The organism is Arthrobacter sp. NA-172 (assembly GCF_043952055.1).
Classification (GTDB): domain Bacteria; phylum Actinomycetota; class Actinomycetes; order Actinomycetales; family Micrococcaceae; genus Arthrobacter.
The window spans coordinates 688,218-714,056 of the sequence record NZ_JBINOT010000003.1; the positions used below are offsets into that span (position 1 = coordinate 688,218).

Consider the following 25,839-nt stretch of genomic DNA (forward strand, 5'->3'; position numbering starts at 1 on the left):
ACGCGAACATGAGCATTTACCTGAACAAGGACTCCAAGGTCATCGTCCAGGGCATCACCGGTGGCGAAGGTACCAAGCACACCGCCCTGATGCTCAAGGCCGGCACCAACATTGTGGGCGGCGTCAACGCCCGTAAGGCTGGCACCACGGTGCTGCACGGCGACAAGGAAATCACCGTTTTCGGCACCGTCAAGGAAGCCATCGCGGAGACCGGCGCCGACGTCTCGATCGTCTTCGTTCCGCCCGCATTCACCAAGGCCGCCGTCGTTGAAGCCATCGAAGCAGGCATCGGCCTGGTTGTTGTCATCACCGAAGGCGTGCCGGTTCAGGATTCCGCCGAATTCTGGGCACTCGCCCAGGCGACGGTGGACGCCGACGGCAAGCAGATCACCCGGATCATCGGCCCGAACTGCCCTGGCATCATCACCCCTGGCGAAGCCCTGGTTGGCATCACCCCGGCAAACATCACGGGCAAGGGCCCCATCGGCTTGGTTTCCAAGTCCGGTACCTTGACCTACCAGATGATGTACGAGCTGCGCGACCTCGGCTTCTCCACTGCGATCGGCATCGGTGGCGACCCCGTCATCGGCACCACGCACATCGACGCCCTGGCTGCATTCGAGGCTGACCCGGAGACCAAGGCAATCGTCATGATCGGCGAAATCGGTGGCGACGCTGAAGAGCGCGCAGCCGACTTCATCAAGGCCAACGTCACCAAGCCGGTTGTCGGCTACGTTGCTGGCTTCACGGCCCCCGAGGGCAAGACGATGGGCCACGCAGGCGCCATCGTCTCCGGCTCTGCAGGTACCGCACAGGCCAAGAAGGAAGCTCTCGAAGCAGCAGGCGTGAAGGTCGGCAAGACGCCGTCCGAGACCGCCAAGCTGCTCCGCGAGGTCTTCGCAACGCTCTAAGCGACACCCCCGACGGCGCCCGTCACCTTCCACGCGAAGGTGACGGGCGCCGTCGTCGTTTAAACTGTTGGACATCCGGGCGAGCTTGTGCGCACTCAAAATAGTTTGTTAGCATGTCAGGACAAACTATTGAAGGAGAATCCATGCCGCTCGTTCGCATCGACGTCAACGAAGGCCGCACTCCCGAGCAGCTCGGGGACCTCAGCGGGCGCATCCATGGCGCCATCCTCGCCGAGTACGGCATTCCTGAGCGGGACTATTTCCACATCCTGACCGAGCACGGTCAGGGCCAAGTCGTCGCGCAGGATGCCGGTCTTGGTTTTGAGCGCACTTCCGGCGTTGTCATGATCCAGATTTTCACGCAGGGCGGACGGAGCCGCGAAGCCAAGCAGTCCTTGTTTGCTGCCATCGCCGCAGAGCTCGGCGAGATTGGCATTGCTGGTGAGGACGTCTTCCTGGGCTATGTGGAAAACACGGCTGATGATTGGTCCTTCGGCTTTGGTCGCGCCCAATATGTCACTGGTGAACTCACCGTTCCAGCGAGGTAACTCCCGCTGTTTGGTGCGAATTCAAGCATCAGTTGAGGCTATTACGTTTCGTTGTAAATATGTCAGTACAAACCTTTGACAGGACATGAATTCTGGTGCAAAGTAGTGCTTGTGGCCCCGCTCACGTGCGGGCCGGCCAAAGCACCGGAGCTCTCACCGTCCCGCAACAAGAGTTCACAACAGAAAGGTCCGCGATCACCGTGACCCACGAACTGCTCACGATCGGGCGCATCAGCGTTGATATCTACCCGAACGACATTGGGGTCGGACTGGAGGACGTGCAGTCTTTCGGGAAGTACCTTGGTGGCTCGCCGTCCAACGTCGCGGTAGCGGCCGCCCGCCATGGCCGCCGCGCCGGGGTCATTACGCGGACGGGCGATGATCCGTTTGGCATCTACCTGCACCGCGAGCTGCACAAGTTCAACGTCGACGACGCATTTGTCACCCCGGTGCCGGGCCTTCAAACCGCCGTTACCTTCTGCGCGATCCAGCCTCCGCACGATTTCCCGTTGTACTTCTACGGACGTTTCCCCACAGCGCCTGACCTTCAGATCAGGGCCGAAGAACTGGACCTGGAGGCAATCGAGAACGCCGGGATCTTCTGGTCCACCGTCACGGGTCTCTGCCAGGAGCCCAGCCGCTCGGCCCACCTCGCAGCCCACGAAGCCCGTCCCCGCACCGGCCTCAAAAACGGCCAGTACACCATCCTGTACCTGGATTACCGGCCCATGTTCTGGGGTTCCGAGGAAGAGGCCCGCGCCGAGGTTGCGAAGATTCTGCCCCATGTGACCGTCGCCATTGGCAACGACAAGGAATGCGCGGTCGCTGTGGGCGAGGGGACGCCGGATGAGCAGGCTGACCGCCTGCTGGCTGCCGGCGTCGAGATCGCCGTGGTCAAGCTCGGCCCCGAAGGCGTCATGGCCAAGACCCGCACCGAACGCGTTGTCTCCGCTCCGGTCCCGGTTGAGACCGTCAACGGCCTGGGTGCCGGTGACTCTTTCGGCGGGGCGTTCTGCCACGGACTCCTGTCCGGCTGGCCGCTGGCCCGGGTCTTGGATTACGCCAACGCGGCCGGGGCGATTGTCGCCTCCCGGCTCTCCTGCGCCGATGCCATGCCGACGCCGGAGGAAGTCACCTCGTTGCTGACCGAACGCGGCCGCCTGACCACCGACTCTGCTGTTTCCGAAGGAGCAACACGTTGAGCTTCAATGATGACCCCCGCCGGTACGAGCACCTGAGTGCCATTCGGCTTGAGGATCCCGACGCCGTGGCCCGCGCCGCAGCCGCCCGCCGTCGCCACCCGGGCCTGAAGTACGGGGTCCAGAACTTCATCGTCGCGGCTGACCATCCGGCCCGCGGCGCCCTGTCGGTGGGCAATGATCCGACGGCCATGGCGGACCGCCGGACCCTGCTGGACCGGTTGCAGATCGCCTTGGCGAATCCCGCCGTCGACGGCGTTCTGGCCTCGCCGGACATCATGGATGACCTGCTGCTCCTCGGAGCCCTGGAGGGCAAGCTCGTCTTCGGTTCCATGAACCGCGGAGGGCTCGCAGGGCTGGTCAACGAAATCGACGACCGCTTCACGGGGCACACCGCAGCAGCCCTGGACGCACTGGGCGCCGATGGCGGGAAGATGCTCACCCGGATCTGCCTCGGGGACCCGGATACGGCGTCGATCCTGGACGCCACGGCCAAGGCGGTGGACTCCCTCGCGGCGCGCAAGCTCATCGCCATGGTGGAACCGTTCCTGTCCGTTCGCGAGGCAAACGGCAAGGTCCGCAATGACCTCTCCGCCGACGCCGTCATCAAGTCCGTAGCGATCGCACAGGGCCTCGGTTCCACGAGCGCTTACACCTGGATGAAGCTGCCGGTGGTTGCCGAGATGGAACGCGTCATGGCCGCCACGACGCTGCCCACGGTCCTTCTGGGCGGGGATCCTGACGCAGGCCAGGACGAAGTGTTCGCCAGCTGGCAGGCCGCGCTTGCCTTGCCTGGAGTCCAGGGGCTGACTGTGGGACGCACCCTTTTGTATCCGGCCGACGGAGATGTGGCCGGGGCCGTTGCCACCGCCGCCTCGCTCTTGAAGACGCCAGAGCTGCTGAAGACACCTGCGAAAGTATCGGAGTAAGAGTAATGTCAACGCGCAGAATGACGGTCGCCCAGGCGGTTGTCGAGTTCCTGTCCAAGCAGTACACCGTGGACACCGTGGGCGGGAGCGAGTACCGGGAGCGCCTCATCCCGGGCACCTTCGGAATCTTCGGACACGGCAACGTAGCCGGTGTGGGCCAGGCCCTCAAGCAGTACCAGCAGCTTGATCCGGCAATCATGCCGTACTACCAGGGCCGCAACGAGCAGGCACAGGCGCACCAGGCTGTCGGCTATGCCCGGCACACCCGTCGTCGCCAGACGTTCGCAATCAGCACCTCGATCGGCCCCGGCTCGAGCAACCTGCTGACCGGAGCGGCCCTGGCCACCACCAACCGGCTCCCGGTCCTGCTGCTGCCGAGCGATACTTTCGCCACCCGCGCCGCTGACCCGGTGCTGCAGCAACTCGAGCTGCCCTACGCCTACGACATCACAGTCAACGACGCTTTCCGTCCGCTCTCGAAGTTCTTCGACCGGGTCTCCCGCCCTGAGCAGCTGTTCTCCGCGTTCCACCATGGTCTGCGCGTCCTGACGGACCCGGCCGAGACCGGAGCGGTGACCATTTCGCTGCCGCAGGATGTCCAGGCCGAAGCACTCGACGTGCCGGAGGAGTTCCTCGCCGAGCGTGAGTGGCGGATCCGTCGCCCGGAAGCCGACGACGACGACATCCGCCGCGCAGCCGAGGCCATCCGTGCCGCCAAGCGTCCGCTCATCATCGCCGGCGGTGGCGTCCTCTACGCCTTCGCCAACGAAGAACTCGCGAAGTTCGCCGAGCTGACCGGCATCCCGGTAGGCAACACCCAGGCCGGCGTCGGCGTCCTGCCGTGGGACCACAAGTTCTCGCTCGGAGCCATCGGCTCCACGGGCACGACGGCGGCGAACGCCATCGCCGCCGAGGCTGACCTCATCATCGGCATCGGTACCCGTTACGAGGACTTCACGACGGCGTCGCGCACGGCATTCCAGAACCCCGACGTGCGCTTCATCAACATCAACGTGGCCGCGATCGATGCTTACAAGCACGGCACCACGCTGCCGATCGTCGCCGATGCCCGCAAGGCGTTGGTCAAGCTGAACCGGGCCTTGGGCGGCTACCGCGTCGGCGCGGACCTCGAACAGAAGATCGCGGCCGAGAAGCAGCGCTGGGACGGCATCGTGGATGCGGCCTTCGACACCCGCTTCACGCCGCTGCCGGCGCAGAACGAGATCATCGGTGCCACCAACCGGGCCATGGACGCGGCCGACGTCGTGATCTGCGCCGCCGGTTCGCTGCCGGGCGATCTCCACAAAATGTGGCGCGTCCGGGATCCCTTCGGCTATCACGTGGAATATGCCTACTCGTGCATGGGCTATGAGATCCCCGGTGGCCTGGGCGTCAAGCGCGCCGCTCTGGCGGAAGCCGCCGCGGGCGGCGCAGACCGCGACGTCGTGGTCATGGTGGGGGACGGCTCCTACCTGATGATGCACACCGAACTGGTCACCGCCGTCGCCGAACGTATCAAATTGATCGTGGTCTTGATCCAGAACCACGGCTACGCCTCCATCGGCTCGCTCTCCGAGTCGCTGGGTTCGCAGCGCTTCGGCACCCAGTACCGGGTCCTGGACAAGCAACAGCACTCCTTCGACGCCGGCGAGAACCTGCCCATCGACCTTGCCCTCAACGCCGAATCCCTCGGCGCGAAGGTGATCAGGATCGAACCGGGCGAGAAGGTCATCGCAGAACTCGAACAGGCCATCCGCGACGCGAAGGCCGCCCCGGAAGACACCGGACCGATCGTCATCCATGTCGAATCGGACCCCCTGCTGGACGCCCCGAGCTCCGAATCCTGGTGGGACGTGCCCGTCTCGCAGGTCTCCGAACTCGAATCCACCCAACAGGCCTACCAGACCTACACCGACCACAAGAACCGCCAGCGCAAACTGCTCGGCTAGACCCTTTCAAGCTACAGACAAGGAAGTCCGCACATGTCGACGACGACCACCCTGACCACCATCAAGCATTTCATCAACGGTGTTGAAACTGCCGGCGCAGGCGATCGCAGCCAGCCGGTCTACAACCCGGCCACCGGTGCCGTGTCCGCTCAGCTTCGCTTGGCGAACCGGGCCGATCTGGACGCCACAGTGGCCGCTGCGAAGGCCGCGGCGGAAAAGTGGGGCGATTTCTCCCTGGCCAGGCGCACAGCGGTGCTGTTCAAGTTCCGTGAACTCGTCGCCTCGCACGTGGATGAACTCGCGGCCCTGATCACGGCCGAGCACGGCAAGGTCATCTCCGATGCCAAGGGCGAGATCGGCCGCGGCCTGGAGGTCATCGAATTCGCCTGCGGCATCCCGCAGTTGCTCAAGGGCGACTATTCGGACCAGGTTTCCACCGGCATCGACGTTTTCTCCTTCCGGGAGCCCCTCGGCGTGGTCGCCGGTATCACCCCGTTCAACTTCCCGGTCATGGTGCCGCTCTGGATGGCGCCGATGGCGATCGCCACCGGCAACGCCTTCATCCTCAAGCCCTCCGAACGCGACCCCTCCGCGTCTATGCTGCTCGCCAAGCTCTGGAAGGACGCCGGCCTGCCCGACGGCGTGTTCCAGGTCCTCCACGGCGACAAGGAAACCGTCGACGGCCTGTTGACCCACCCGGACGTGGACGGCATCTCCTTTGTCGGCTCCACCCCCATCGCCCAGTACGTCCACGAGACGGCAACCAAGCACGGCAAGCGCGTGCAAGCGCTCGGCGGGGCAAAGAACCACGCGATCATCATGCCCGACGCCGACCTGGACAACGCCGCCGACCACCTGGCCGCTGCCGCGTTCGGTTCCGCAGGCGAGCGCTGCATGGCCATCTCGGTCGCGGTTGCCGTCGGGGACGCCGCAGAGCTGCTGGTCAAGAAGGTCGAAGAACGTGCCCTGGCCGTGAAGGTCAAGAACGGCACCGAGCCCGACGCCGAAATGGGCCCGGTCATCACCCCGGCCTCCAAGGAACGCATCGTGCGGATCGTCACCGAAGCCGAAGCCGCGGGAGCGGCGATGGTCGTGGACGGCCGCGACCTCGTGGTCCCGGGCCACGAAGAGGGCTTCTGGGTTGGCCCCACCGTGATCGACCACGTCAAGACCGAAATGACAGCTTACACCGAGGAAATCTTCGGACCTGTGCTCGTGGTGGTCCGTGTGGGGGACCTGGACGAGGGCATCAAGCTCATCAACTCCAACCCCTACGGCAACGGCACGGCCATCTTCACCTCGTCCGGGGCGAACGCCCGCAAGTTCCAGCGCTCCGTCACTGTGGGCATGGTGGGTATCAACGTGCCCCTGCCCGTGCCGGTGGCCTACCACTCCTTCGGCGGCCGGAAGGCCTCGCTCTTCGGTGACAAGCACGTCTATGGTCCCGAAGGCGTGTCCTTCTACACCCGTGGCAAAGTGGTCACCTCCCGCTGGCCCGAACCCACCCACGCCTCCGGCGCCTCCTACAACTTCCCCTCCAACTAGCTCCGAGTTTGTGTACAGATCGTGTCCCTTAAACGGCCGCTTTAGGGGCACGAGCTGTACACAAACTCCGGTAAGGATTGAGCAATGACAGAGAACAAACTCATCATCGGTACGGCGCCGGACTCCTGGGGAGTCTGGTTCGCGGATGACCCTAAGCAGACCTCCTGGGAACGCTTCCTGGACGAAGTGGCTGAGTCCGGCTACAAGTGGATCGAACTGGGCCCCTACGGCTACTTGCCGAATGACCCCACCCGCCTCGCCGAGGAACTCAAGCAGCGCGACCTCAAAGTCACGGCTGGAACGGTCTTCACGGCCTTCCACCGCGGGGCCGCGCAGTACGAGGAAGCCTGGGAGCCCGCACGCAAGGTTGCCGAACTGACGGCTGCCATGGGCGGCGAACACATCGTGGTCATTCCGGCCATGTGGCGCGACGACGTCACCGGCGAGGCCGTGGAGAGCGGTGAACTGTCGCAGGAACAGTGGAATGATCTGTTTGCCGGCCACAACCGCATGGGCAAGGTGTTGCTGGAAGACTTCGGCCTCAAGCAGCAATTCCACTCCCACGCAGATTCCCACGTCGGCGCCCAGGCGGATATCGAACACCTGCTCGCCGAGACGGATCCCCAGTACCTCAACCTGTGCCTGGACACCGGACATGCGGAATATTGCGGAGCCTCCAGCCTGGAGCTGATCAAAAACTACCCGGACCGCATCGGCTACCTGCACTTGAAGCAGATCAACCCGGAGGTCCTGAAGACCGTCAACGAGGAAAACATGACCTGGGCGGCCGCCAACCTGGCCGGCGTCATGACCGAACCGCCGAACGGCCTTCCGGACTTGCGTGCAGTCATCGAAGCCGTTGAAGGACTTGACCGCCCGATCTTTGGCATTGTGGAACAGGACATGTACCCCGTGGCCTTCGACGTTCCGATGCCCATCGCCAAGCGCACCCGCAACTACTTGCTCTCGTGCGGCTCCCGCACGGCTGTCAACTAGCCTCGCAAGCTCAGATACCTAAGGACAGAAACAATGACTGACATTCTCCGCGTGGCCGTCATCGGCGCAGGCCGCATGGGCGCCGACCACATCAAGCGGCTCAGTACCCGCATCCACGGCGCCGAAGTAGCCGCCGTCGTCGATGTCGACCTCGCCCGTGCGCAGGCCGCCATCGCAGGGATCGACGGCGCCGTCGCCCTCGCCAGCGCCGAAGAGGCCCTCAACAACGGCGACGTCAATGCAGTGCTCATTGCCACTCCGGGGTTCCTGCACGAGGAAATCCTCTACAAGGCGCTGGAGAAGGACTTCCCGATCCTCTGCGAAAAGCCGCTCACCCCGGACGCCGAGAGCGCTTGGAAGGTTGTCCAGGCCGAAACGGCACTCGGCCACAAGCGCATCCAAGTGGGCTTCATGCGACGTTTCGACGCCGAATACGCCGCCTTGGGTTCGGTAATCCGCGATCATGAACTCGGCGAGCTGCTCATGCTGCACCACCAGCACCGCAACCCGAACACCCCCGAGGGCTTCACCAACGAGATGCTCATCAATGACTCCGTGGTCCACGAGTTCGATGCCATCCGTTTCTTCACCGGCGAGGAAATCACCTCCGTGCAGGTCCGCCTGGGCAAGGCCACGCGCAACGCCCCGAACGGCCAGCACGACCCCCAGCACGTCCTGATCGAGACCGAGTCCGGTGTCCTGGCCGACGTCGAAATCTATGTGAACGCGAAGTTCGGCTACGAAGTTGCCACCCAGGCATCCTTCGAGGACGGCATCGTGAGCATCGGTAGCGACAGCGGTCCTTACTTCCGCAGCGCCGGCCGCTGGGGCGGCAAGGTCACGCCAGGTTTCGAAGAGCGCTTCGGTGCCGCGTACGACGTCGAGGTCCAGGCTTGGGTCGACGCAGCCCGGCGCGGCGAAATCGGCGGACCCACCGCCTGGGATGGCTACGCCACCGCTGCTTGCTGCGAAGCCGGCGTTGAGGCCCAGAAGTCGGGCGAAAAGGTCACGGTACAGCTCAACACCAAGCCCGAGCTGTACAAGTAGGAGTGGCCATGAAGATTGCCCTCGATCCCACCCCGTTCCACCACAGCCACAGCCTGCTGGAGTTTCCGAGGCTGGCCGCCGATCTCGGCTACAAATACCTCCAGCTGACCCCGCACGCTGACTTCATCCCGTTCTTCAACCACCCGAAGGCCGACGACGAGCTGGTTGGCCAGTTGAAGAAGGCCTGCAAGGATGCCGACGTCAGGGTAGCCTCGGTGCTTCCCGTGCTGCGTTGGTCCGGCCCGGACGAAGACGCCCGCGAGGCCGCTGTCCGTTATTGGAAGCGTGCCATCCAGATCACCGTGGACCTTGGCGTGCAGACCATGAACACCGAATTCAGCGGCCGCCCGGAAAAGGCCGAGGAATCCGAAAGGGCCTTCTACCGCTCCATGGAAGAACTTCTTCCGATCATCGAGCGCGAGGGCCTGGATGTGCTGATCGACCCCCACCCGGACGACTTCGTGGAGGACGGGCTCGCCGCCTTGCGCGTCATCCGGGGTGTGAATTCGCCCAACATCGGCATGGTCTACGTTGCCTCCCACACGTTCCACATGGGCAACAAGCCGCTCGACATCATGCGGGCCGCGGGGGACAAGCTGCGCCTCGTCCACGTGTCCGACACCATGGACCACCATGCCTCCCACGGGCTGCGGTACATCACCAACCCGCCCGGCAATGCAGTGCGCGTGCACCAGCACCTCAAAATCGGCGACGGCGACGTGAACTGGGATGAGTTCTTTGGCGGACTCAAGGAAATCGGCTTCCTGGACAGGGACAACACCGTCATGGTGTCCAGCGTCTTCGCCGAGGACGACAACGCCAACGAGGTCTCCCGCTACCAGCTGGAGACCATGGGCAAATACATCGCCAAGGTCTGAGGAAACACCCGAGTTTGTGTACAGATCAGGTCCCCTAAGAACGTTCTTAGGGGACCTGATCTGTACACAAACTCGAGGCTTGCTATGCGGCGAGAGCAGCGTCGGCGTCCCGCAGGACCTTGGCCGCCACCTCGAGTCCTTCGATCCGGCCGAGGGAGGTGTCTTCGTGCTCGATGTTGACCAGCATGCCCGGATCAACCTCGTGCAGGGCACGCAGGAATTCGGTCCAGAACGCCGTGTCGTGTCCGCGGCCGAGGGCCACGAAGTCCCACGCAGAGTCCTTCGGCCACTCATTGGCCCACTCGTCGCCACCGAGGTTGGTGCGTTCTTCGTCGGGGGAGAGCCTGCGGAAGCTGTTGTCGAGGACGCCGTAGAGGGCAGCATTGCCGGTGTTGACGCGGACGTCTTTGGCGGCGGCCTGGAAGATCAAGGGCCCGAGTTCGCGGACCACGGCGACCGGGTCCATTTGCTGCCAGAACAGGTGCGAGGCGTCCAACTCGACGCCGACGTGCGTGGCGCCCGTGAGTTCGATGAGCTTGCGCACGTCGGCGGTGTTGAACACGATGTTCTGAGGGTGCAGTTCGAGGGCGACCTTCACGCCGTGGTCAGCGGCCAGACGGTCCGTCTCGCGCCAGAACTTCGCCGCGATATCCCATTGGTAATCCAGCACGTCCAGGGCTGCCGAGTTCCAGGCGTTGACCACCCAGTTGACCGTGGTGGCTCCAGGCTCGCCCCCGGGCAGCCCGGACATGGTGACCACCCGGTCCTGGCCCAGCCGTTGTGCCAGCCGGATGGAGCGGCGGATGTCCTCGGCGTGCTTCTCGCCGATCTCACGCTTGGGGTGCAGGGGGTTGCCGTTGCAGTTCAGGCCTGCGATTGCGACGCCTGTCCCCTCGAAGATGCCGAGGTAATCGTCCCGCGCGGCATCCGATACCAGGATGTCGTCCATGGTGGGGACGTGGACTGCGGGCAGGAACCCGCCGGTGTTGATTTCGATGCCGGTCAGCCCGAGGTCAGCGATGACCTTCAAGGCTTCGGGAAGGGAGCGGTCGTGGAGGATTGCGTTGTAGACGCCGAGTTTCATAGCGTGACCATCTTTCCGTTGTTGAGCGCGGATTCCGTGACAGCACCGAGCAGTTCCATGTTGCGGACGCCTTCGTCGAACGTGGCGCAGCGGGGGAGGGACTCGGCCTCGGGAAGGCCGGCGACCTCTTCGAGGAACGCGCGCGCCTGGTAGCCGAACGCGTCGTTCTGGCCGAATCCCACTTCGGGGGCGTCCATGGCGAGGCCACCGGCGATGTACGGGTGGCCGGGCCCAGGATGCACCTGGCGGTACCCGTTCTCGTTGCCGGAGCCGTCGTTAAGGAAGAGCTGGATTTCGGAGGGGCGGCGCTGGTCGAACTTTGCCGCACCGTTCTCGCAGAACACTTCGAAGTTGAGGCTGTTGGCATGGCCGGCGGCAACGCGGGAGACTTCAAAGCTGCCCGCACCGCTTTCGAACGCTGCGTTGAAGGCGGCGTAGTCGTCGTTCTCCACGGCTTCAAAGGTGTCGCTGACCGCGACGTGGTCGTGGCCCATCACGGCGGCGAGGGGCAGGGGGCGCTTGTTGATCACGGTGCTGAGGCGTCCGCCACTAATGGATTTGATGTCGCCGCACAGAAACTCGGAGACGTACGTGAGGTGGCTTCCGACGTCGGCCAACGCCCCTGAACCGGGGCCGCCTTTGTAGCGCCAGCTCATGGGGGCTGACGGGCTGAAGCCGTAGTCGGTCCAGTAGCGGCCGCTGAAGTGCAGCACCTTGCCAAGGACCCCGGTGCGGATCAAGTCGCGGATGTAGGCGATGCCCGGTGTGCGGCGGAACGTGAAGCCGATGCGAGCGATGCTCGAAGCGTTGCGGGCCGCTTCCGCCATGGCGCGGGCATCCTCGAGGGAGTCGCTCAGCGGCTTCTCGCAGAGGACGTGCTTGCCCGCAGGCAGGAGCCCCTCGACCACTTCGCGGTGGAGGGAATTCGCGATGACCACGCTGACGACGTCGATGTCGTCCGCCTCTGCGATCGCCTGCCACGAGGTGTCATGGCGTTCGTAGCCAAACCGCCGGGCAGCGAGGGAGCCGAACTCCGCGTTCACGTCGCCGATCGACACGAGGCGCACCGGCGGAAGCACCGGGCTGTAAAGGGCGGAAGCAGTGCGGTAGGCCGCCGCGTGTGCTTTGCCGGCCATTCCCGCGCCGATGACGGCGACTCCTAGGCTCTCAGCCATTGATTTCTCCTTCGAAATTCAGCCCGGGTGTCGAACACCCTTTTCGGCTTTTTGGAGCGCTACAATTTAGCACTGGACTCAAAGCCTAATCATGTGAGTATGTCCTGTCAATGTTTCGCGACTATCCTCTATAGAACAGAAGAAAGGCCCCTGAAGCATGAGTCCGGCAAGCCCCAAAACCCGCCGCCCTACGATCTATGACGTTGCCAAACATGCCGGCGTCTCGCCGTCGTTGGTGTCTTTGGTCCTCCAGTCGCCGGAGAGGGTCAGTGACAAGCGTCGCGAAGCCGTTCGGGCAGCAATGTCGGAGCTCGGCTACCGCCCCAGCCGGGCCGCTACCACGCTGGCGAGCAACCGGACAAAGAGTGTTCGGCCTGGTGATCGACGACTACCGGAACCCGTGGTTCGTTGACCTGCTCAGGGGGATGGAGTCTGTTCTCTCGGACCTCGGGTACCACGTCATGCTGGCCGACTCCCAGCCCGGCGAAAACCGCATCAAGGAGGCCTCGGACGGACTTCTCGCAATGCATGTTGACGCCTTGGTGATTGCCGCGGAACCTAGCGAGTCCATGCTCGCCGGAACGTGGGTTCCCACAGTGGTTGCCGGGTGGCGCCGCGGGGTGCCAGCCGGCGCCGACCTCATCACGAACGACGACGACGGCGGGGGCGGCATGGCTGCTAGCCACCTGCTGGGGCTCGGTCATACCCGCATCGGCCACCTCTCGGGGTGCGACGGCGCGTCAGCCCACCGGCGCGCCGGTTTCCGACGCCGGATCGAGGCGGCCGGCGTCGAACTCTTGATTGCCGAGTCGCAAGGTACCTCGGAGGAGGACGGCTACAGCTCCGCGTCTTGGCTCCTGGACAACCATCCGGAGACGACGGCGATCTTTGCCGCCAACGACACCATGGCTCTGGGCGCATTCGCTGCCCTTAGGGCGCGCGGACTCGATGTGCCCGGCGACGTCTCGGTGATCGGCTACGACAATTCCCCGCTGGCCAAGTCGAGGTACCTGGACATCACGTCGGTAGACAATCGCAGTGATGTGGTCGGGATCGACGCTGCGCACAGGCTCCTCGCGAGGATCGAGGACCCTGCCCTCAGGCCGGAGCGCACGCTGATTGATCCTGTCCTGGTTGTCCGCAACACCACGGCGAGGGTGTCGCACGGCGCATCCTGATCCCCACCGCCACCCTCGCCTCGCACGCTCGGCCAGGGAACCTTGGCGGGGTGGGCCCATGTCATCAAACGATCCTTTCACGTAAAAACATCCTAATGTCAGGACAAAGTCTTGACAAAGGGTGAGGTAAGTCACCATGATCTGTTGTAGAGGGCCTCGAGCTCCTGCAGAGTGGCAGGGCCGCAACCCTTATCAAAGGAGATAAATCGTGAAGAAGTTTTCCTGGCGGAAGGCGGCGCTTGTGGCGGCCGTTGTTCCGATGATGGCCCTAAGTGCATGCTCCAGCACCGGCGGCAAGCCCGCGGACAGCGCGAACGCGGCCGGCGGCGGACAAGCCGTCAGCACTCCCCGAATGAAGGTGGCACTGATCACCCATGCCGCAGCAGGCGATACCTTCTGGGACATCGTCCGCAAGGGTGCGGAGGAAGCCTCCGCGAAGGACAACGTTGACCTGCTGTACACCAGCGACCCCGAAGCCGGGCGCCAGGCCCAGCTTGTCCAGCAGGCCATCGATCAGAAGGTTGACGGCATCGCCGTCACCCTCGCCACTCCGGACGCACTCAAGGATGTCCTCAAGAAAGCCACCGACGCCGGCATCCCCGTGGTGAGCCTCAACGCCGGAGAGAGCGTTTCGGCCCAGCTCGGCGCTTTCACGCACTTCGGCTCGAACGAGAAGCTCGCCGGCGAGGCCGTGGGTACCAGGCTCGCGTCGCAGGGTTACAAGCACCCGGTCTGCGTGATCCAGCAGCAGGGCCACGTCGGCCTCGAAGCCCGGTGCGCCGGCGTCAAAGCGAAGGTCCCCGGAACCGAAATCCTCTACGTTGACGGCAAGGACATGACCGCTGTCCAGTCCACCGCCACCGCGAAGCTCCAGGCAGCCAAGGACGCTGACGTCATTATCGGCCTTGGTGCTCCGATCACCCTGACCCTGCTCAAGTCCGTCACGGACGCCAGCAGTTCCGCCAAGGTGGCCAGCTTCGACCTTAACGCGGACCTCGCGCAGAAGATCGTCGATGGTGCAGTGATCTTCACCGTGGACCAGCAGCCGTGGCTCCAGGGCTACATGTCCGTTGACTCCCTCTGGCAGGCAAAGCGCGGCGGCTTCAAGCTCGGCGGCGGCCAGCCTGTCCTGACCGGTCCCACCATCGTGGACAAGTCCAACGCCGCCGATGTCCTCAAATTCGCCCAGCAGGGCGTCCGCTAGATCCAGAATTCCGGCCGCGCGGCGGGTGACCGTCGCGCGGCCTGACTAACAAGGAGTTCTTCCCATGGCAAACACAGCAACCCTGCCGCCGGCGCCGGCTTCGGCCCCCGGCGATGAACGGATCGGGCGCCGCAGCCCCGTCCAGAAATTCCTGGCGAGGCCCGAAGTCGGCGCCCTGGTAGGAGCCGTCGTCCTTTTCATTTTCTTCGCGTCGGTGTCCCCGACGTTCACGCAACCGAACGCCCTCGCTACCGTGCTGTATGGTTCCTCGACCATCGGGATCATGGCGGTAGGGGTATCGCTGTTGATGATCGGCGGCGAGTTCGACCTCTCCACCGGTGTCGCAGTGATCTCCTCGGCCCTGACGGCCTCCCTGTTCAGCTGGAACTTCTCGCTGAACGCGTGGGTCGGCGTCGCACTGGCCCTGGTGGTCTCGTTGGGAATCGGTTTCATCAACGGCTGGATCCTGGTCAAGACGAAACTTCCCAGCTTCATCGTCACCCTCGCCACCTTCCTGATGCTCACCGGCCTGAACCTGGCCCTGACGCGCCTCATCGGTGGGTCCGTGTCCTCGCCGTCCATCTCCAAGCTTGACGGTTTCGATTCTGCCCACGCGGTGTTCGCCTCCTCGATCAGCATCGGCGGGGTCGAAATCAAGATCACGGTGTTCTTCTGGATCATCCTGGTGGCCATCGCGTCCTGGGTGCTGCTGCGCACGAAGGTGGGCAACTGGATCTTCGCGGTCGGCGGTGACGCCAACGCCGCCCGTGCCGTGGGTGTTCCAGTGACGAAGACCAAGATCGGCCTGTTCATGGCAGTCGGCTTCTGCGGCTGGATCCTGGGCATGCACAACCTCTTCGCGTTCGACGCCGTGCAGTCCGGTGAAGGTGTGGGCAACGAATTCCTCTACATCATCGCCGCAGTGATCGGTGGCTGCCTCCTGACCGGCGGTTACGGCTCGGCGGTGGGCGGCGCGATCGGTGCCTTCATCTTCGGTATGGCCAACAAGGGCATCGTCTACGCACAGTGGAACCCGGACTGGTTCAAGTTCTTCCTCGGCCTGATGCTGCTGCTGGCCACCATTGTGAACTTGATCGTCAAACGCCGCGCGGATCTCAAGTAAAGGGACGGATCAATGAATGCGAAACAGATCGACCAACAGACCCTGCTCAAGGATGAGAAGGATCCGCTGACCCACACTCCCGTTCACCTGCTCTCCCTGGACGGGGTGGGCAAGCATTACGGCAACATCATCGCCCTCCGCGATGTCACCATGGCCGTGGACAACGGCCGTGTCACCTGCGTCCTGGGCGACAACGGTGCCGGCAAGTCCACGCTGATCAAGATCATCGCCGGCCTGCACCAGCACGACGAAGGCACGCTGCACATCTTGGGCGATGTCCGGAAGTTCAACTCACCCAGGGACGCGCTCGACGCCGGTATCGCCACGGTGTACCAGGGCCTGGCCGTGGTCCCGTTGATGCCGATCTGGCGGAACTTCTTCCTCGGCTCGGAGCTGACCAGCGGCTTCGGCCCGTTCAAGAGCATGGATGTCCAGAAAATGAAGGACATCACGCTCAAGGAACTGGCAGAGATGGGGATCGACCTGCGCGACGTGGAACAGCCCATCGGCCAGCTCTCCGGCGGTGAGCGCCAGTGCGTGGCGATCGCCCGGGCTGTGTATTTCGGCGCGAAGGTCCTGATTCTTGACGAACCGACGGCCGCGCTGGGCGTCAAGCAGTCCGGCGTCGTGCTCCGCTACATCCTGCAGGCCCGCGACCGCGGACTGGGCGTCATCTTCATCACCCACAACCCGCACCACGCCTTCCCTGTCGGTGACCGGTTCCTGCTGCTCAAGCGTGGCAAATCGATCGGCTACTACGACAAGAAGGACATCACCCTGGACGAGTTGACGGCCCAGATGGCCGGGGGCGCCGAACTAGCCGAACTCGCGCACGAACTCGAACAACTCGGCGGCCACACCGAAGCACTCAAAGCAGTCCAGGCCGAAGTTGCCGGTGTGACCGAAGTCGCTGACACCTCAACGGAAAACAGCCCCCGGCACGCTTAGCGGTCAGGGACACAGCGGTCAGGGAAACAGGCAGACGGAGACGGGGGTCCCACGGAAGACCGGATGGGCCCCCGCTCGCCATGCCATCGCGGGAAGATGCACGACGTAGCAGACGGGAAGACAGCATGCCGATCCGGGTTGGCGTTATTGGCGCCGGTGTCATGGGCGCAGACCACATCAAGAACCTCTCCAGCACTATCAGCGGGGCCGAAGTCACTTTTGTGGCAGACCTCGACGCCGGACGTGCGGCGGCCGCGGCGCCGCCATCCGCACGGATCACCACAGATCCTTCCGAGCTGATCAACTCCAGCGAGGTCGACGCCGTCGTGGTCGCTTCGCATGACTCCACCCACGCCGGACTAGTGCTGGAATGCTTCGAAGCGATGACCCCTGTGCTGTGCGAGAAGCCGCTGGCTCCTACGCTCCTGGAAAGCCGGGAAGTGGTGGAGGCAGAAGCCGACATCTTGGCTGCAACGGGTGCCCGGCTGCTTTCCATGGGTTTCATGAGGCGGTTCGATCCCGGTTATGTCGCCCTGCGGGAATCCACCCAGGCACGCATCCAAGGCGAGCCCCTGATGGTTCACTGCATCAGCAGGACGGCGGCCGCGGGACCGGGGACGAGTTCGGAATCCGCCATCACCAATTCGGCGATCCACGAGCTCGACATCATCCCCTGGCTGCTCGGCTCGCCCATCACTGAAGTGTCGTGGCAAGCTGGGCGGAGGTCCCGGCACACTACTGGTGATCTGAAGGATCCAGCCTTCATGCTCCTGCGCGCGGCTGACGGCACCCTGGCCACCCTCGAGCTCTTCCTCAACGCGCAGTACGGCTATACCACCCGGTGTGAGGTCGTATCGGAGCTCGGCACTGCGGCCCTGCCGGAACCCGCCGCGCTGGCCGTGAACCAGGACGGACAGCGGCGCGCCGAAATCCCTGCTGACTGGCGCCCGCGCTTCGCAGACGCATACCGCTTGCAGCTCCAGGCCTGGATCTCAGCCCTCGAACGGGGCGAACCGGCTCCCTTGGCCACAGGTGAGGATGGCTTGCGGGCATCGCAGCTTGCCCAGGCCATGATCCGTTCGCTCCACAGCGACGGCGCCTTTACGAAAGTGGTGTACTGATGGTTTCGTCCGGTCTTCCTGTTTCCCGGGTGCCGGATTCCTTTGACGCCCCCGCGCTGCGCTGGGGAATCATGGGCCCGGGATGGATCGCCGAACGCTTCACTGAATCGGTCCAGGCGCATTCGCGGCAGGTGATCGCCGCCGTCGGATCCCGTTCTTTGGCCCGGTCCAAGGCGTTCGCGGACGCTTTCGGCGTGCCGACCACCTACGGGAGCTATGAAGAGCTCGCCGAGGCTCCGGAGATCGACATCGTGTATGTGTGCACGCCGCACAACTTCCACCACGCGGCTGCCGTGCTCGCCATCGACGCCGGCAAACACGTCCTCATCGAGAAACCGATCGGCCTGAATGCTGCTCAGGCGCGGGATATCGCCGCGCGAGCCAAAGCAGCCGGCGTTTTCGCCGCCGAAGCCATGTGGAGCTTCTTCCTGCCGAAGTTCGACGTGATCCGGCAAGTGCTCGACGCCGGGACGCTGGGTACCGTGACCACCGTCCTTGCGGAATACGGCGAGCACTTCGAGCGGAGCCACCGAATCTTCGACCCCGCACTGGCTGGTGGGCCTCTGCTGGATCTGGGCACCTACCCGCTGGCCCTCATCACCGAGGTCCTGGGCGCGCCGGAACGCTTGAGCGCTTTCGGCCAGCGGCACGAATCCGGCGTCAACGCCCAGCTTTCCGCCATCATGCAATTCCCCGGCGGAAAGCCAGGCCGTGATGAATACGCACCTGCACAATTTCACCCCCACCGCGGCAACGATCGTTGGCTCCGAGGCCACGTTGACCATCGACGGCCCCTTCAACATGCCCGGCGGGTTTGAGGTCCGGTTCCCGGACGGGACGCGGCTTCGCTATTCCGAACCTGCCGGGGCGCACTTCGAAGGCTTGCACTACGAGGCCGCAGCGGTAGCCCGCGCCATCGCGGCCGGGGAGACTGAAACCCCGCAGCGCACGTTGGCTTCCTCCATCCGGACCATGGAAGTTGCCGACGAAATCCGCCGCCAAGCGGGCCTTGAATTCCCGGGCGAAGGCAACGCGCCCGCCTGAGCAATTGTTGTACTGACTATCGAAAGGACGGGCCCATGGCCTACATCGAACAGCATTCCGCCGGACTTCCCACGCCCGTGCGGCTGGGCCTCATAGGCTCCGGCTGGATGGGAGCGTTCCACGCAGAGAGTGTAGCCCGACGGATCCCTGGTGCGGTCCTGGCGGCCGTCGCCGATCCCAACGTTGACTCCGCGGCTTCCGTGGCTGCCCAGCTTGGTACGGCGAAAGTCACTGCGGATGCAGCGGACATCCTGGCCGATCCGGACATCGACGCCGTGATCATCGCCAGCCCGGCCCGGTTCCACGCATCCCTCATCGCCCAAGCCGCCGCGGCCGGCAAGCATGTGTTCTGCGAGAAGCCCGCTGGGCAGAGCCTCGAAGAGCTCGACGCCGCCCTGCTCGCCGTCGATGCGGCCGGAGTGCATTTCCAGATCGGTTTCAATCGCCGCTACGCCACCGACTTCCAGGCCGCCAAGAAGGACCTGGCTAACGGCGTTGCCGGCGAACCGCAGCTCCTGCGCTCACTGACCCGCGACCCTGGCACCGGGAGCATTGGACACGCGGCCAGGATTCCGGCATGGACGATTTTCGCTGGAAACCCTCATCCATGACTTCGACACCCTGAACTGGTTCAACGAAGGCGCCGAACCCGTGGAAGTCTACGCTGCGGCGGACGCGCTCGTGGAACCGAGCCTGCGCGATCAAGGATTCCTGGACACCGCCGTAGTCACTATCCGCTACAGCAACGGTGCGTTGGCGGTGGCCGAAGCGAATTTCAGCGCACTCTACGGCTATGACGTCAGGGGTGAAGTGTTCGGCTCCAAGGGCATGGTCCAGGCCGGACGGACCACTGAAACCGCAGCCCTGCGGTACACCGCTGATGGTCTTTCCGCGGATACTCCTCGGCTCAACGTTGAGCTTTTCCGCGAGGCCTACACCGACGAACTAGTGGATTTCACGGCGGCAGTCCGCGCTCGCCGCGATGGCACGCAGCCGCCGTCGGGCGCTTTCACCCTCACGCCGGGGGCCGCGGACGCGCGGCGCGCCCTGGCGATGGCGTTGGCCTGCATCGAATCGGTCCAGCAAGGCCGCCCGGTGGCAGTTACGGCTGTCTCGAGCAACAGCAAGGCCGGTGTCTGATGCGCTTGGCCGTTTGCGCGGAAATGGTCTTCACGGAGTTGCCGTTCACCGAACGGGTGCGGCGGATCCATGAGGCCGGATTCGACGTCGAACTCTGGGACTCACGGACCAAGGACATTGTGGCGCTCAAGGCGAGCGGCGCAGTCTTTTCCTCGATGACCGGATACACCTCCGGAAGCCTCGTGGACCCGGACACCGCCGATGACGTGGTGAGGACAGCTGAAACCCTGATTCCGACCGCGCTCGAACTCGGCGTCAGCCGCATGGTGGTGCACTCGGCGGAGCTTATCGACGGGCAAGCTGCCCGCCCGGTGTACCGCCCCAACGGGGGCATGTGGCTCACGGGTGTGCGCACCCTGGAGCGACTTGGTTCGCTTGGCGAGAAGCATGGCTTGACGTTCTGCCTCGAAAACCTCAACACAATATTGGATCACCCCGGCATTCCCCTGGCCCGTGCCAAGGACACCTTGGCGTTGGTGGAAGCGGTGGGACACCCCAACGTGAAACTCATGCTTGACCTGTACCACGCCCAGCTCGGCGAGGGGAACCTCATCGAGTTGGTCCGCACCGCCTTGCCGCATATCGGCGAAATCCAGGTGGCGGACGTGCCCGGCCGCTGCGAGCCCGGGACCGGCGAAATCAACTACTCGGCGGTGGCCCGTGCGCTCGCGGCTGCCGGCTACGAGGGAACCGTGGGCATGGAGGCGTGGGCCAGTGGCGACGACATGGCCGCGCTTGAGGCCTTCCGGAGTGCGTTCGCTCCCCAAGACAACAAAGTACTTTCAACGGAGGTAGCACTATGAAGGACGTCGTTCTCGGATTGGTTGGAGTGGGGCGGATCGGCGTCATGCACGCCAACAACATCGCAGCGCTCAACGGGGAACTCAACGCCCAGGGCATCAACGTGACGCTGCGGCTCACGGACGTCGCAGAGGAACACGCGCGCCGGGTGGCGGAAGGCCTCGGCGCGGAATTCCTGCCGTCCGTGGAAGCACTGATCGCCTCCGGCGTGGATGGGCTGGTCATTGCGACCGGCACGGGCACGCACCCGGAGCTGATCCGCGCGGGTGTCGACGCCGGGATTCCGGTTTTCTGCGAGAAGCCGGTGGCGATGAATGTGCCGGATTCGCTGCCCGTCCTTGACCATATCCGCGCCAAGGGCGGAGTGGTGCAGATCGGCCACCAGCGCCGCTTCGATGCCGGCTATCTCGAGGCCAAGCGCGCCTACCAGACCGGGGAGCTCGGTTGGATCCACTCGCTTCGCGCCGTGACCTGCGATATGGCGCCGCCTCCCGTGGAATTCCTGGCGACCTCCGGCGGGCTGTTCCGGGATTGTTCGGTTCACGATTTCGACATCCTGCGTTGGCTGACCGGCCGCGAAATTGTGGAGGTCTATGCAAAGGGTTCCAACAACGGAGATCCTGCCATCGGCGAAGTGGGCGATGTGGACACCGCGCTGGCGTTGATCACCTTCGACGACGGGACGGTTGGCACAGTGTCAGCAACCCGCTACAACGGCGCCGGGCACGATGTCCGCCTCGAAATCCAAGGTTCCAATCGATCCCTCATGGTCGGCCTGGACGAAAAGACCGCCATGGAATCAGCCGAGGCCGGAATCGCCTTCCCCTCCGGCGAACCCCACAAGACCTTCGCCGAACGCTTCGACCAGGCGTACCGCTCCGAAATGGCGGCCTTCGTCGAGCTGGTCCTGGGACTCAGGGATAACCCGTGCACCCCGGACGACGCCGTCGCGGCCTCCCGTGTGGCCGATGCCGCGCAGGAGTCCCTGGTAAGCGGGGTCCCGGTCAAGGTGGCGCTTGCCACGGCCGAGGCCAGTTAAGCGAGCCAAGCGACGCTCGCTCACTCATGAGCCGTTTTCCCGCAACGCTCGCTCCGATTTTGTGAGCGAGCGTTGCGGGATTCTAGCCTTGTTAGCCGCCGAACGGCAGCCGCGGGTCGATATCCTGTCCGTCCCAGCTTTGCCGCACCCAGCCGTGGTGGGGATCGTCGCTGATGAGCCATTCGCGTACGGGCCCCGGGCCGGCCATGACGTTCAGGTAGTACATGTCGTAGCCGGGGGCAGCCATGGCGGGGCCGTGCCAGCCGTAGGGAACCAGCACGACATCGCCCGTGCGCACCTCTGCGGCCACATCGATCGGGCGGCTGTCGGAAGCGTAGACGCGCTGATAGCCGATCGCATCTGCATCGGCGGGGGCTCCGGAACCGTCAGCAACCCGCGTCTCGAAGTAGTAGATCTCCTCGAGCTGGGTCTCGCCGTCCTTTTCCTCGTCGTGCTTATGCGGGGGGTAGGAGGACCAATTGCCCGCGGGAGTGATCACTTCGCAGACAATGAAACGGTCCGCCTCGAGGGCGGCAGGCGTGCCGAAGTTGTGGACCTGGCGAGAGCAATTGCCTGCTCCGCGTAGCTCAACGGGGGTTTCCGCAGCGGTCACCAGCCTGGTGGGATACGAGGTGTTGGCCGGGGCCGTCGCGACGGCGACGCGGCCGCCGTCGTGCGAACTGATGGTGACGGCGGCATTCGTGCCGGAATACAGGACATCGCTGGGGCCATGGAAAACCGACGCCCTACCGGCCAGGTGATGCTCGACGTCGTCGACCGTCACCGTGAAGGAGCCGCTGAGCGGCACAATGATCCGTTCCTCTGCCGCAGAGGGGAGCTCGACGGCGGTGCCCGCGGCGAGCGTGGCGACCTTCAGCCCCGTGTGGGCCCAACCGTCCACAGCCAAGGCGGAATCGGAGGTTCCGAGCGAAATGTCCCAATCGCCGTCGTTGGCGGTTCCCAGTGGATAGACCCAGTTGGCCATGAAGTGGTGTCCTTGCGTTAGCGCTGTACGAGTGTCATTTCAAAGCTGTAGGAATCGGCGCGGTAGACGTGGTGGCCGGTTTCGACCATGCGGCCCGTGTCGTCGACGGCGGTGCGTTCCATGGTGACCAAGGCCGAGCCGACTTCAGCTTCGAGCAAGGGCGCCTGGTAGTCGTTGGCGATCATGGCCCCGATCCGCTGCGAGGCGAGGCGGAAGTTGACCCCTCCGCGGCGCAGGATGGCATAGAGGCCCTCCGAAGCGAGCGCGGACTCGTCCATGGTGGCGATGTCGTCCCGGACCCAGTTCTCCATGAGCGCCAGGGGCTTGCCGCCCACTTTGCGCAGGCGGGTGAAGTGGTAGACCTTCGAACCGGCCGGCAATTGGAGGGCGGTCAGCGTGGCTGCGTCGGCCTCCATGTGCGAGAAGCTGAGGACCTGCGTTGTGGGCTTCTTGCCGTTGTTGGTCAGGTCGTCATAGAGGCTGGAGAGCTCAAGGGGCCGGCGGACCTGGCTCGATACCACCTGTGTGCCGACGCCCCGCTTGCGGACCAGCAGGCCCGAACGCACCAGTTCATCCATAGCCTTGCGCATGGTGGGCCTGGACAAGTTGAGCTGGGCGGCGAGATCGATTTCGTTGTCCAAGCGGCTGCCGGGCTCCAGCACTCCGTTGTGGATGGCGGCCTCGATGCCCTGGACCACCTGGTGGTACAAGGGCACAGGGGAAGAACGGTCGATTGTGAGGCCAAGTTGGTTCGCCATTGCATGCTCCCTCGTGTCCCGGGACTGTCCCGGACGTGGCAGCATGTCCTTTCATGTTCGCTTGATAGGACATACTGCTTTACTGATGATAGCAGGAGGGGTGCGCTGGTCAAGGGTGATAAAGCTGGGCGTTTTTGGGCATTTGAGGGTGCAGTTTGGAACATGTCCAGACATCAGAACGAACGTGGCGGGCGCGCAACTACTGCGGCGTGCCTTTCAGCGGCGGCGCTTGCGGATGCCGCGTCGCTGCCTGAGAAATCCGACGGCGGCAAGCACTGCGCCCAGTCCCTCGGCGATTGCGCTGAGGGTCTTCTCGAAAAACCATACGGGTTCGTACATGGACGGGATCGGACCTATCGCCGGGATGTCGACATACCGGTAGAGGAGGACCACCACGAAGGCGCTGCCGGCGACCAGCAGCGCCGCCGCGTACGCCGGCCGGCTGCCGCGGACCAGAACATACAGGCCGACGACGAGTGCGGCGGCGGCTTCGAGGCGGAACAAGTTGCCTTGCCCGATTCCGTCCGGGGCGGCCAATTGGTAGCCGGGGGCAAGCTGCAAGTGCACTATCGCGTCGATCACCAAGGCCGCCACGACGAGCAACCGCAGAACGATGTCCATCGGCTTGCGCCGCGCCCGTTGAAGGGTCCTCATCTCACTGCTCATTTCGGCATGCTCATTCATCGCGCTCATTTATTTCACGACCAAAATTCCATGCATATTGGAGTGGTACGTGCAGTGGTAGGGATAACTGCCCGGTGCGGTAGGCGCGGTGAACTCGGCTGTTCCGCCCCCGCCCGCCACGGCCGCGTCGAAGGCCTTGCCGTCGTCGGAAGTGACGGTGTGCGCCTGGGCGTCTTCGTCCTTCACTGTGATCTTGGCGCCGGGGCTGACCGACACGGGTCCTTGATAACCGAAGTCCTTGATGGTGATGGTGAGCTGCTCGGAACTACCCGACGGCGGAGCGCTCGCGGATGCGGCGGAAGCCGGGTTCGGCGATGCGCCCTGGCCGGTTCCGGACGCCCCGCACCCGCCCGCGGCGATCAGGGCGGCTGCTGCAACAATGAAAATCATGGCCTTGGGGTTCGTTCTCATGATTGATTCCTGACTGCTCATACCGCGCGACTGGCACCCACATTGATGAGACGTACCGGGGAGCGCTCAGGTTCACCAACACGGGCAAATGCCGGCTCAGGAGACAAGCAGGCGTCGAACAAGCAACAGTGCGGACATGCCCAGTGCGGACATGCCCAGCCTTAGCCCGGAACGGTGGACATGTTGCTTATATGTCCGCTGCTGGCGCCCGAGGTCGAGCATGTCCCTCGGGGTCGGATGCATATGTCCGCTGCTGGGGCGTGGGACCGGGCATGTCCCCTGGGGTAGCGGGTGATTCGGGCTACTGCGGCGCCCGGCCGCCGAGCCGCGTGGTGATTTTGTGGGCCGCGTCCCGGCAGGCCTCGCCGAGGCTTGCGAGCGTGTCCTGGGAGACCCGGAACTTGGGCGCGGGGATAAGAACGGAGGCCACAATGTCTCCGCGGTGGTCATACACCGGCGATGCGACGCCGACTTCCTCGATGGATGTTTCGCCGAAATTGATGGCCCAGCCCCTCTCCACAGAGTCCCGAATCCGGAGCAGGTAGGCCTCGAGTGCTTCCTCGTCGAGGCCGGGCAGGGTGATGGAGCCGCTGCGGAGAAGCTTGCGCACTCGGTCCGAATCTTCGGTAGCGAGAAAGACCTGCACCGAGGAGCTGAGTGCCTCGTTGTAGCGGGCGCCCAATGGAGCGAGGTGCTTGACCTGGTGACGGCTGGCGATCTGTTCCACGCACATGGATTCGCTTCCGTTCCACACCATGAGTGCGCTGGTCTCGCCGGTCCGTTCGCTCAGTTCCCGCAGCACGGGATAGGCCACGCGCCGCTCTTCGAGTTCTGCAAGCAGAGGGCCGGCGAGGGCTATCATCCCCAAGCCCAACCGGAAGCGGCGGGAATCGGCGTCGCGCTCCACGAGGTGTTCCTGCTCAAAGGTCGCCAGGATGCGGGAAACGGTGCTTTTGTGCAGGCCGATCCTGCTGGCGATCTCGGTGACTCCCAGTAGGGGTTCCTCGGCAGTGAAGCTACGGAGCACGGCAATGGCGTTCACAATGACCGAGGTGCTCTTGGCGTCGCCGTTGCTGGTGGGCTCGCGGGTATCGCTGGTTTCGCTGATTTCCGGGGGAGTCATAATGCTCACTATATTTCTT

Annotated in this window: 26 protein-coding genes and 1 pseudogene; 20 read left to right on the forward strand and 7 right to left on the reverse strand. The window is 64.2% G+C overall.

Annotation, left to right across the window (positions count from 1 at the left end; genetic code table 11):
* Positions 1-8 precede the first annotated feature (8 nt).
* From sucD to ACF0H6_RS17315, 9 genes are all read left to right on the forward strand, one after another.
* Positions 9-911: a succinate--CoA ligase subunit alpha gene (gene sucD, locus ACF0H6_RS17275; RefSeq protein ID WP_241708187.1), complete on the forward strand. Its 903-nt coding sequence runs from the start codon at positions 9-11 to the stop codon at positions 909-911.
* Between the two features lie 143 nt (positions 912-1,054).
* Entirely contained in the window at positions 1,055-1,459 is a 405-nt protein-coding gene (locus tag ACF0H6_RS17280; RefSeq protein ID WP_395250737.1) for a tautomerase family protein, read from the forward strand.
* 200 nt (positions 1,460-1,659) lie between these two features.
* The gene (gene iolC / locus ACF0H6_RS17285) at positions 1,660-2,661 is read left to right on the forward strand and encodes a 5-dehydro-2-deoxygluconokinase (RefSeq protein ID WP_395250738.1); all 1,002 of its coding nucleotides are present in this window, start codon (positions 1,660-1,662) and stop codon (positions 2,659-2,661) included.
* Entirely contained in the window at positions 2,658-3,587 is a 930-nt protein-coding gene (locus ACF0H6_RS17290; RefSeq protein WP_395250739.1) for a deoxyribose-phosphate aldolase, read from the forward strand. Before iolC ends, ACF0H6_RS17290 begins: the two co-directional genes overlap by 4 nt.
* A 20-nt stretch (positions 3,588-3,607) precedes the next feature.
* Entirely contained in the window at positions 3,608-5,536 is a 1,929-nt protein-coding gene (iolD, locus tag ACF0H6_RS17295) for a 3D-(3,5/4)-trihydroxycyclohexane-1,2-dione acylhydrolase (decyclizing) (RefSeq protein WP_395251350.1), read from the forward strand.
* A 33-nt stretch (positions 5,537-5,569) separates the two neighbouring features.
* The gene (locus tag ACF0H6_RS17300; RefSeq protein WP_395250740.1) at positions 5,570-7,081 is read left to right on the forward strand and encodes a CoA-acylating methylmalonate-semialdehyde dehydrogenase; all 1,512 of its coding nucleotides are present in this window, start codon (positions 5,570-5,572) and stop codon (positions 7,079-7,081) included.
* Between the two features lie 84 nt (positions 7,082-7,165).
* On the forward strand, positions 7,166-8,077 hold the full coding sequence (locus ACF0H6_RS17305) for a sugar phosphate isomerase/epimerase family protein (protein WP_395250741.1): 912 nt from the start codon (positions 7,166-7,168) through the stop codon (positions 8,075-8,077).
* Between the two features lie 33 nt (positions 8,078-8,110).
* Positions 8,111-9,124 (forward strand): Gfo/Idh/MocA family protein, encoded by a 1,014-nt coding sequence (locus ACF0H6_RS17310; protein ID WP_395250742.1) that lies wholly within the window; start codon positions 8,111-8,113, stop codon positions 9,122-9,124.
* 8 nt (positions 9,125-9,132) lie between these two features.
* The gene (locus ACF0H6_RS17315) at positions 9,133-10,002 is read left to right on the forward strand and encodes a sugar phosphate isomerase/epimerase family protein (protein WP_395250743.1); all 870 of its coding nucleotides are present in this window, start codon (positions 9,133-9,135) and stop codon (positions 10,000-10,002) included.
* A gap of 82 nt (positions 10,003-10,084) precedes the next feature.
* On the opposite strand, the gene ACF0H6_RS17320 is transcribed toward ACF0H6_RS17315, so the two are convergent.
* Together ACF0H6_RS17320 and ACF0H6_RS17325 are read right to left on the reverse strand one after the other, a co-directional pair.
* A complete protein-coding gene (locus ACF0H6_RS17320) occupies positions 10,085-11,086 on the reverse strand; it encodes a sugar phosphate isomerase/epimerase family protein (RefSeq protein ID WP_395250744.1) in 1,002 nt (333 codons plus the stop codon).
* Positions 11,083-12,261 carry a Gfo/Idh/MocA family protein gene (locus ACF0H6_RS17325; protein WP_395250745.1) on the reverse strand — a complete coding sequence of 393 codons (1,179 nt, stop codon included), beginning with the start codon at positions 12,259-12,261 and terminating at the stop codon, positions 11,083-11,085. The genes ACF0H6_RS17320 and ACF0H6_RS17325 overlap by 4 nt, the downstream gene beginning before the upstream one ends.
* A 157-nt stretch (positions 12,262-12,418) precedes the next feature.
* Between ACF0H6_RS17325 and ACF0H6_RS17330 the strand changes: the two genes are divergently transcribed.
* The 11 genes and pseudogenes from ACF0H6_RS17330 to ACF0H6_RS17380 all read left to right on the forward strand — a co-directional run bounded on the left by ACF0H6_RS17330 (position 12,419) and on the right by ACF0H6_RS17380 (position 21,859).
* Complete coding sequence (locus tag ACF0H6_RS17330) at positions 12,419-12,673, forward strand: LacI family DNA-binding transcriptional regulator (RefSeq protein WP_395250746.1); 255 nt, start codon at positions 12,419-12,421, stop codon at positions 12,671-12,673.
* The gene (locus ACF0H6_RS17335; protein WP_395250747.1) at positions 12,639-13,439 is read left to right on the forward strand and encodes a LacI family DNA-binding transcriptional regulator; all 801 of its coding nucleotides are present in this window, start codon (positions 12,639-12,641) and stop codon (positions 13,437-13,439) included. Before ACF0H6_RS17330 ends, ACF0H6_RS17335 begins: the two co-directional genes overlap by 35 nt.
* A gap of 208 nt (positions 13,440-13,647) precedes the next feature.
* The gene (locus tag ACF0H6_RS17340) at positions 13,648-14,643 is read left to right on the forward strand and encodes a substrate-binding domain-containing protein (protein ID WP_395250748.1); all 996 of its coding nucleotides are present in this window, start codon (positions 13,648-13,650) and stop codon (positions 14,641-14,643) included.
* A 64-nt stretch (positions 14,644-14,707) separates the two neighbouring features.
* Entirely contained in the window at positions 14,708-15,766 is a 1,059-nt protein-coding gene (locus ACF0H6_RS17345) for an ABC transporter permease (RefSeq protein WP_395250749.1), read from the forward strand.
* A 12-nt stretch (positions 15,767-15,778) separates the two neighbouring features.
* On the forward strand, positions 15,779-16,714 hold the full coding sequence (locus ACF0H6_RS17350) for an ATP-binding cassette domain-containing protein (protein WP_395250750.1): 936 nt from the start codon (positions 15,779-15,781) through the stop codon (positions 16,712-16,714).
* A 125-nt stretch (positions 16,715-16,839) separates the two neighbouring features.
* Entirely contained in the window at positions 16,840-17,835 is a 996-nt protein-coding gene (locus ACF0H6_RS17355; RefSeq protein WP_395250751.1) for a Gfo/Idh/MocA family oxidoreductase, read from the forward strand.
* Positions 17,835-18,653 carry a Gfo/Idh/MocA family protein gene (locus ACF0H6_RS17360; RefSeq protein ID WP_395250752.1) on the forward strand — a complete coding sequence of 273 codons (819 nt, stop codon included), beginning with the start codon at positions 17,835-17,837 and terminating at the stop codon, positions 18,651-18,653. The genes ACF0H6_RS17355 and ACF0H6_RS17360 overlap by 1 nt, the downstream gene beginning before the upstream one ends.
* A complete protein-coding gene (locus tag ACF0H6_RS17365) occupies positions 18,637-18,879 on the forward strand; it encodes a hypothetical protein (protein WP_395250753.1) in 243 nt (80 codons plus the stop codon). Before ACF0H6_RS17360 ends, ACF0H6_RS17365 begins: the two co-directional genes overlap by 17 nt.
* A gap of 35 nt (positions 18,880-18,914) precedes the next feature.
* Positions 18,915-20,019 (forward strand): annotated as a pseudogene (locus ACF0H6_RS17370) (Gfo/Idh/MocA family oxidoreductase).
* Positions 20,019-20,822, forward strand: coding sequence for a TIM barrel protein (locus tag ACF0H6_RS17375; RefSeq protein WP_395250754.1), 804 nt, complete (start codon positions 20,019-20,021; stop codon positions 20,820-20,822). The pseudogene ACF0H6_RS17370 and the gene ACF0H6_RS17375 overlap by 1 nt, the downstream one beginning before the upstream one ends.
* Positions 20,819-21,859 carry a Gfo/Idh/MocA family oxidoreductase gene (locus ACF0H6_RS17380; protein ID WP_395250755.1) on the forward strand — a complete coding sequence of 347 codons (1,041 nt, stop codon included), beginning with the start codon at positions 20,819-20,821 and terminating at the stop codon, positions 21,857-21,859. Before ACF0H6_RS17375 ends, ACF0H6_RS17380 begins: the two co-directional genes overlap by 4 nt.
* A 91-nt stretch (positions 21,860-21,950) precedes the next feature.
* Here ACF0H6_RS17380 and iolB read toward each other — a convergent pair whose 3' ends face one another.
* From iolB to ACF0H6_RS17405, 5 genes are all read right to left on the reverse strand, one after another.
* Complete coding sequence (gene iolB, locus ACF0H6_RS17385) at positions 21,951-22,844, reverse strand: 5-deoxy-glucuronate isomerase (RefSeq protein WP_395250756.1); 894 nt, start codon at positions 22,842-22,844, stop codon at positions 21,951-21,953.
* Between the two features lie 17 nt (positions 22,845-22,861).
* Positions 22,862-23,602, reverse strand: coding sequence for a GntR family transcriptional regulator (locus ACF0H6_RS17390; RefSeq protein WP_395250757.1), 741 nt, complete (start codon positions 23,600-23,602; stop codon positions 22,862-22,864).
* A gap of 216 nt (positions 23,603-23,818) precedes the next feature.
* Positions 23,819-24,268, reverse strand: coding sequence for a hypothetical protein (locus tag ACF0H6_RS17395; protein WP_395250758.1), 450 nt, complete (start codon positions 24,266-24,268; stop codon positions 23,819-23,821).
* 27 nt (positions 24,269-24,295) lie between these two features.
* The gene (locus ACF0H6_RS17400) at positions 24,296-24,697 is read right to left on the reverse strand and encodes a cupredoxin domain-containing protein (RefSeq protein WP_395250759.1); all 402 of its coding nucleotides are present in this window, start codon (positions 24,695-24,697) and stop codon (positions 24,296-24,298) included.
* Between the two features lie 301 nt (positions 24,698-24,998).
* Entirely contained in the window at positions 24,999-25,820 is an 822-nt protein-coding gene (locus ACF0H6_RS17405; RefSeq protein WP_395250760.1) for an IclR family transcriptional regulator, read from the reverse strand.
* Between the last annotated feature and the right edge of the window lie 19 nt (positions 25,821-25,839).

Excerpts from the sequence above, each read along its gene's own strand:
- ACF0H6_RS17350 (WP_395250750.1), top strand. The coding sequence starts at position 15,779 with ATGAATGCGAAACAGATCGACCAACAGACCCTGCTCAAGGATGAGAAG.
- ACF0H6_RS17395 (WP_395250758.1), bottom strand. The coding sequence starts at position 24,268 with ATGAGCAGTGAGATGAGGACCCTTCAACGGGCGCGGCGCAAGCCGATG.
- ACF0H6_RS17365 (WP_395250753.1), top strand. The coding sequence starts at position 18,637 with ATGCCCGGCGGGTTTGAGGTCCGGTTCCCGGACGGGACGCGGCTTCGC.
- ACF0H6_RS17380 (WP_395250755.1), top strand. The coding sequence starts at position 20,819 with ATGAAGGACGTCGTTCTCGGATTGGTTGGAGTGGGGCGGATCGGCGTC.
- ACF0H6_RS17355 (WP_395250751.1), top strand. The coding sequence starts at position 16,840 with ATGCCGATCCGGGTTGGCGTTATTGGCGCCGGTGTCATGGGCGCAGAC.
- ACF0H6_RS17320 (WP_395250744.1), bottom strand. The coding sequence starts at position 11,086 with ATGAAACTCGGCGTCTACAACGCAATCCTCCACGACCGCTCCCTTCCC.
- sucD (WP_241708187.1), top strand. The coding sequence starts at position 9 with ATGAGCATTTACCTGAACAAGGACTCCAAGGTCATCGTCCAGGGCATC.
- ACF0H6_RS17360 (WP_395250752.1), top strand. The coding sequence starts at position 17,835 with ATGGTTTCGTCCGGTCTTCCTGTTTCCCGGGTGCCGGATTCCTTTGAC.
- ACF0H6_RS17345 (WP_395250749.1), top strand. The coding sequence starts at position 14,708 with ATGGCAAACACAGCAACCCTGCCGCCGGCGCCGGCTTCGGCCCCCGGC.
- ACF0H6_RS17280 (WP_395250737.1), top strand. The coding sequence starts at position 1,055 with ATGCCGCTCGTTCGCATCGACGTCAACGAAGGCCGCACTCCCGAGCAG.
- ACF0H6_RS17310 (WP_395250742.1), top strand. The coding sequence starts at position 8,111 with ATGACTGACATTCTCCGCGTGGCCGTCATCGGCGCAGGCCGCATGGGC.
- ACF0H6_RS17400 (WP_395250759.1), bottom strand. The coding sequence starts at position 24,697 with ATGAGAACGAACCCCAAGGCCATGATTTTCATTGTTGCAGCAGCCGCC.
- iolB (WP_395250756.1), bottom strand. The coding sequence starts at position 22,844 with ATGGCCAACTGGGTCTATCCACTGGGAACCGCCAACGACGGCGATTGG.
- ACF0H6_RS17330 (WP_395250746.1), top strand. The coding sequence starts at position 12,419 with ATGAGTCCGGCAAGCCCCAAAACCCGCCGCCCTACGATCTATGACGTT.
- iolD (WP_395251350.1), top strand. The coding sequence starts at position 3,608 with ATGACGGTCGCCCAGGCGGTTGTCGAGTTCCTGTCCAAGCAGTACACC.
- ACF0H6_RS17300 (WP_395250740.1), top strand. The coding sequence starts at position 5,570 with ATGTCGACGACGACCACCCTGACCACCATCAAGCATTTCATCAACGGT.
- ACF0H6_RS17375 (WP_395250754.1), top strand. The coding sequence starts at position 20,019 with ATGCGCTTGGCCGTTTGCGCGGAAATGGTCTTCACGGAGTTGCCGTTC.
- ACF0H6_RS17325 (WP_395250745.1), bottom strand. The coding sequence starts at position 12,261 with ATGGCTGAGAGCCTAGGAGTCGCCGTCATCGGCGCGGGAATGGCCGGC.
- ACF0H6_RS17405 (WP_395250760.1), bottom strand. The coding sequence starts at position 25,820 with ATGACTCCCCCGGAAATCAGCGAAACCAGCGATACCCGCGAGCCCACC.
- ACF0H6_RS17390 (WP_395250757.1), bottom strand. The coding sequence starts at position 23,602 with ATGGCGAACCAACTTGGCCTCACAATCGACCGTTCTTCCCCTGTGCCC.
- ACF0H6_RS17305 (WP_395250741.1), top strand. The coding sequence starts at position 7,166 with ATGACAGAGAACAAACTCATCATCGGTACGGCGCCGGACTCCTGGGGA.
- ACF0H6_RS17315 (WP_395250743.1), top strand. The coding sequence starts at position 9,133 with ATGAAGATTGCCCTCGATCCCACCCCGTTCCACCACAGCCACAGCCTG.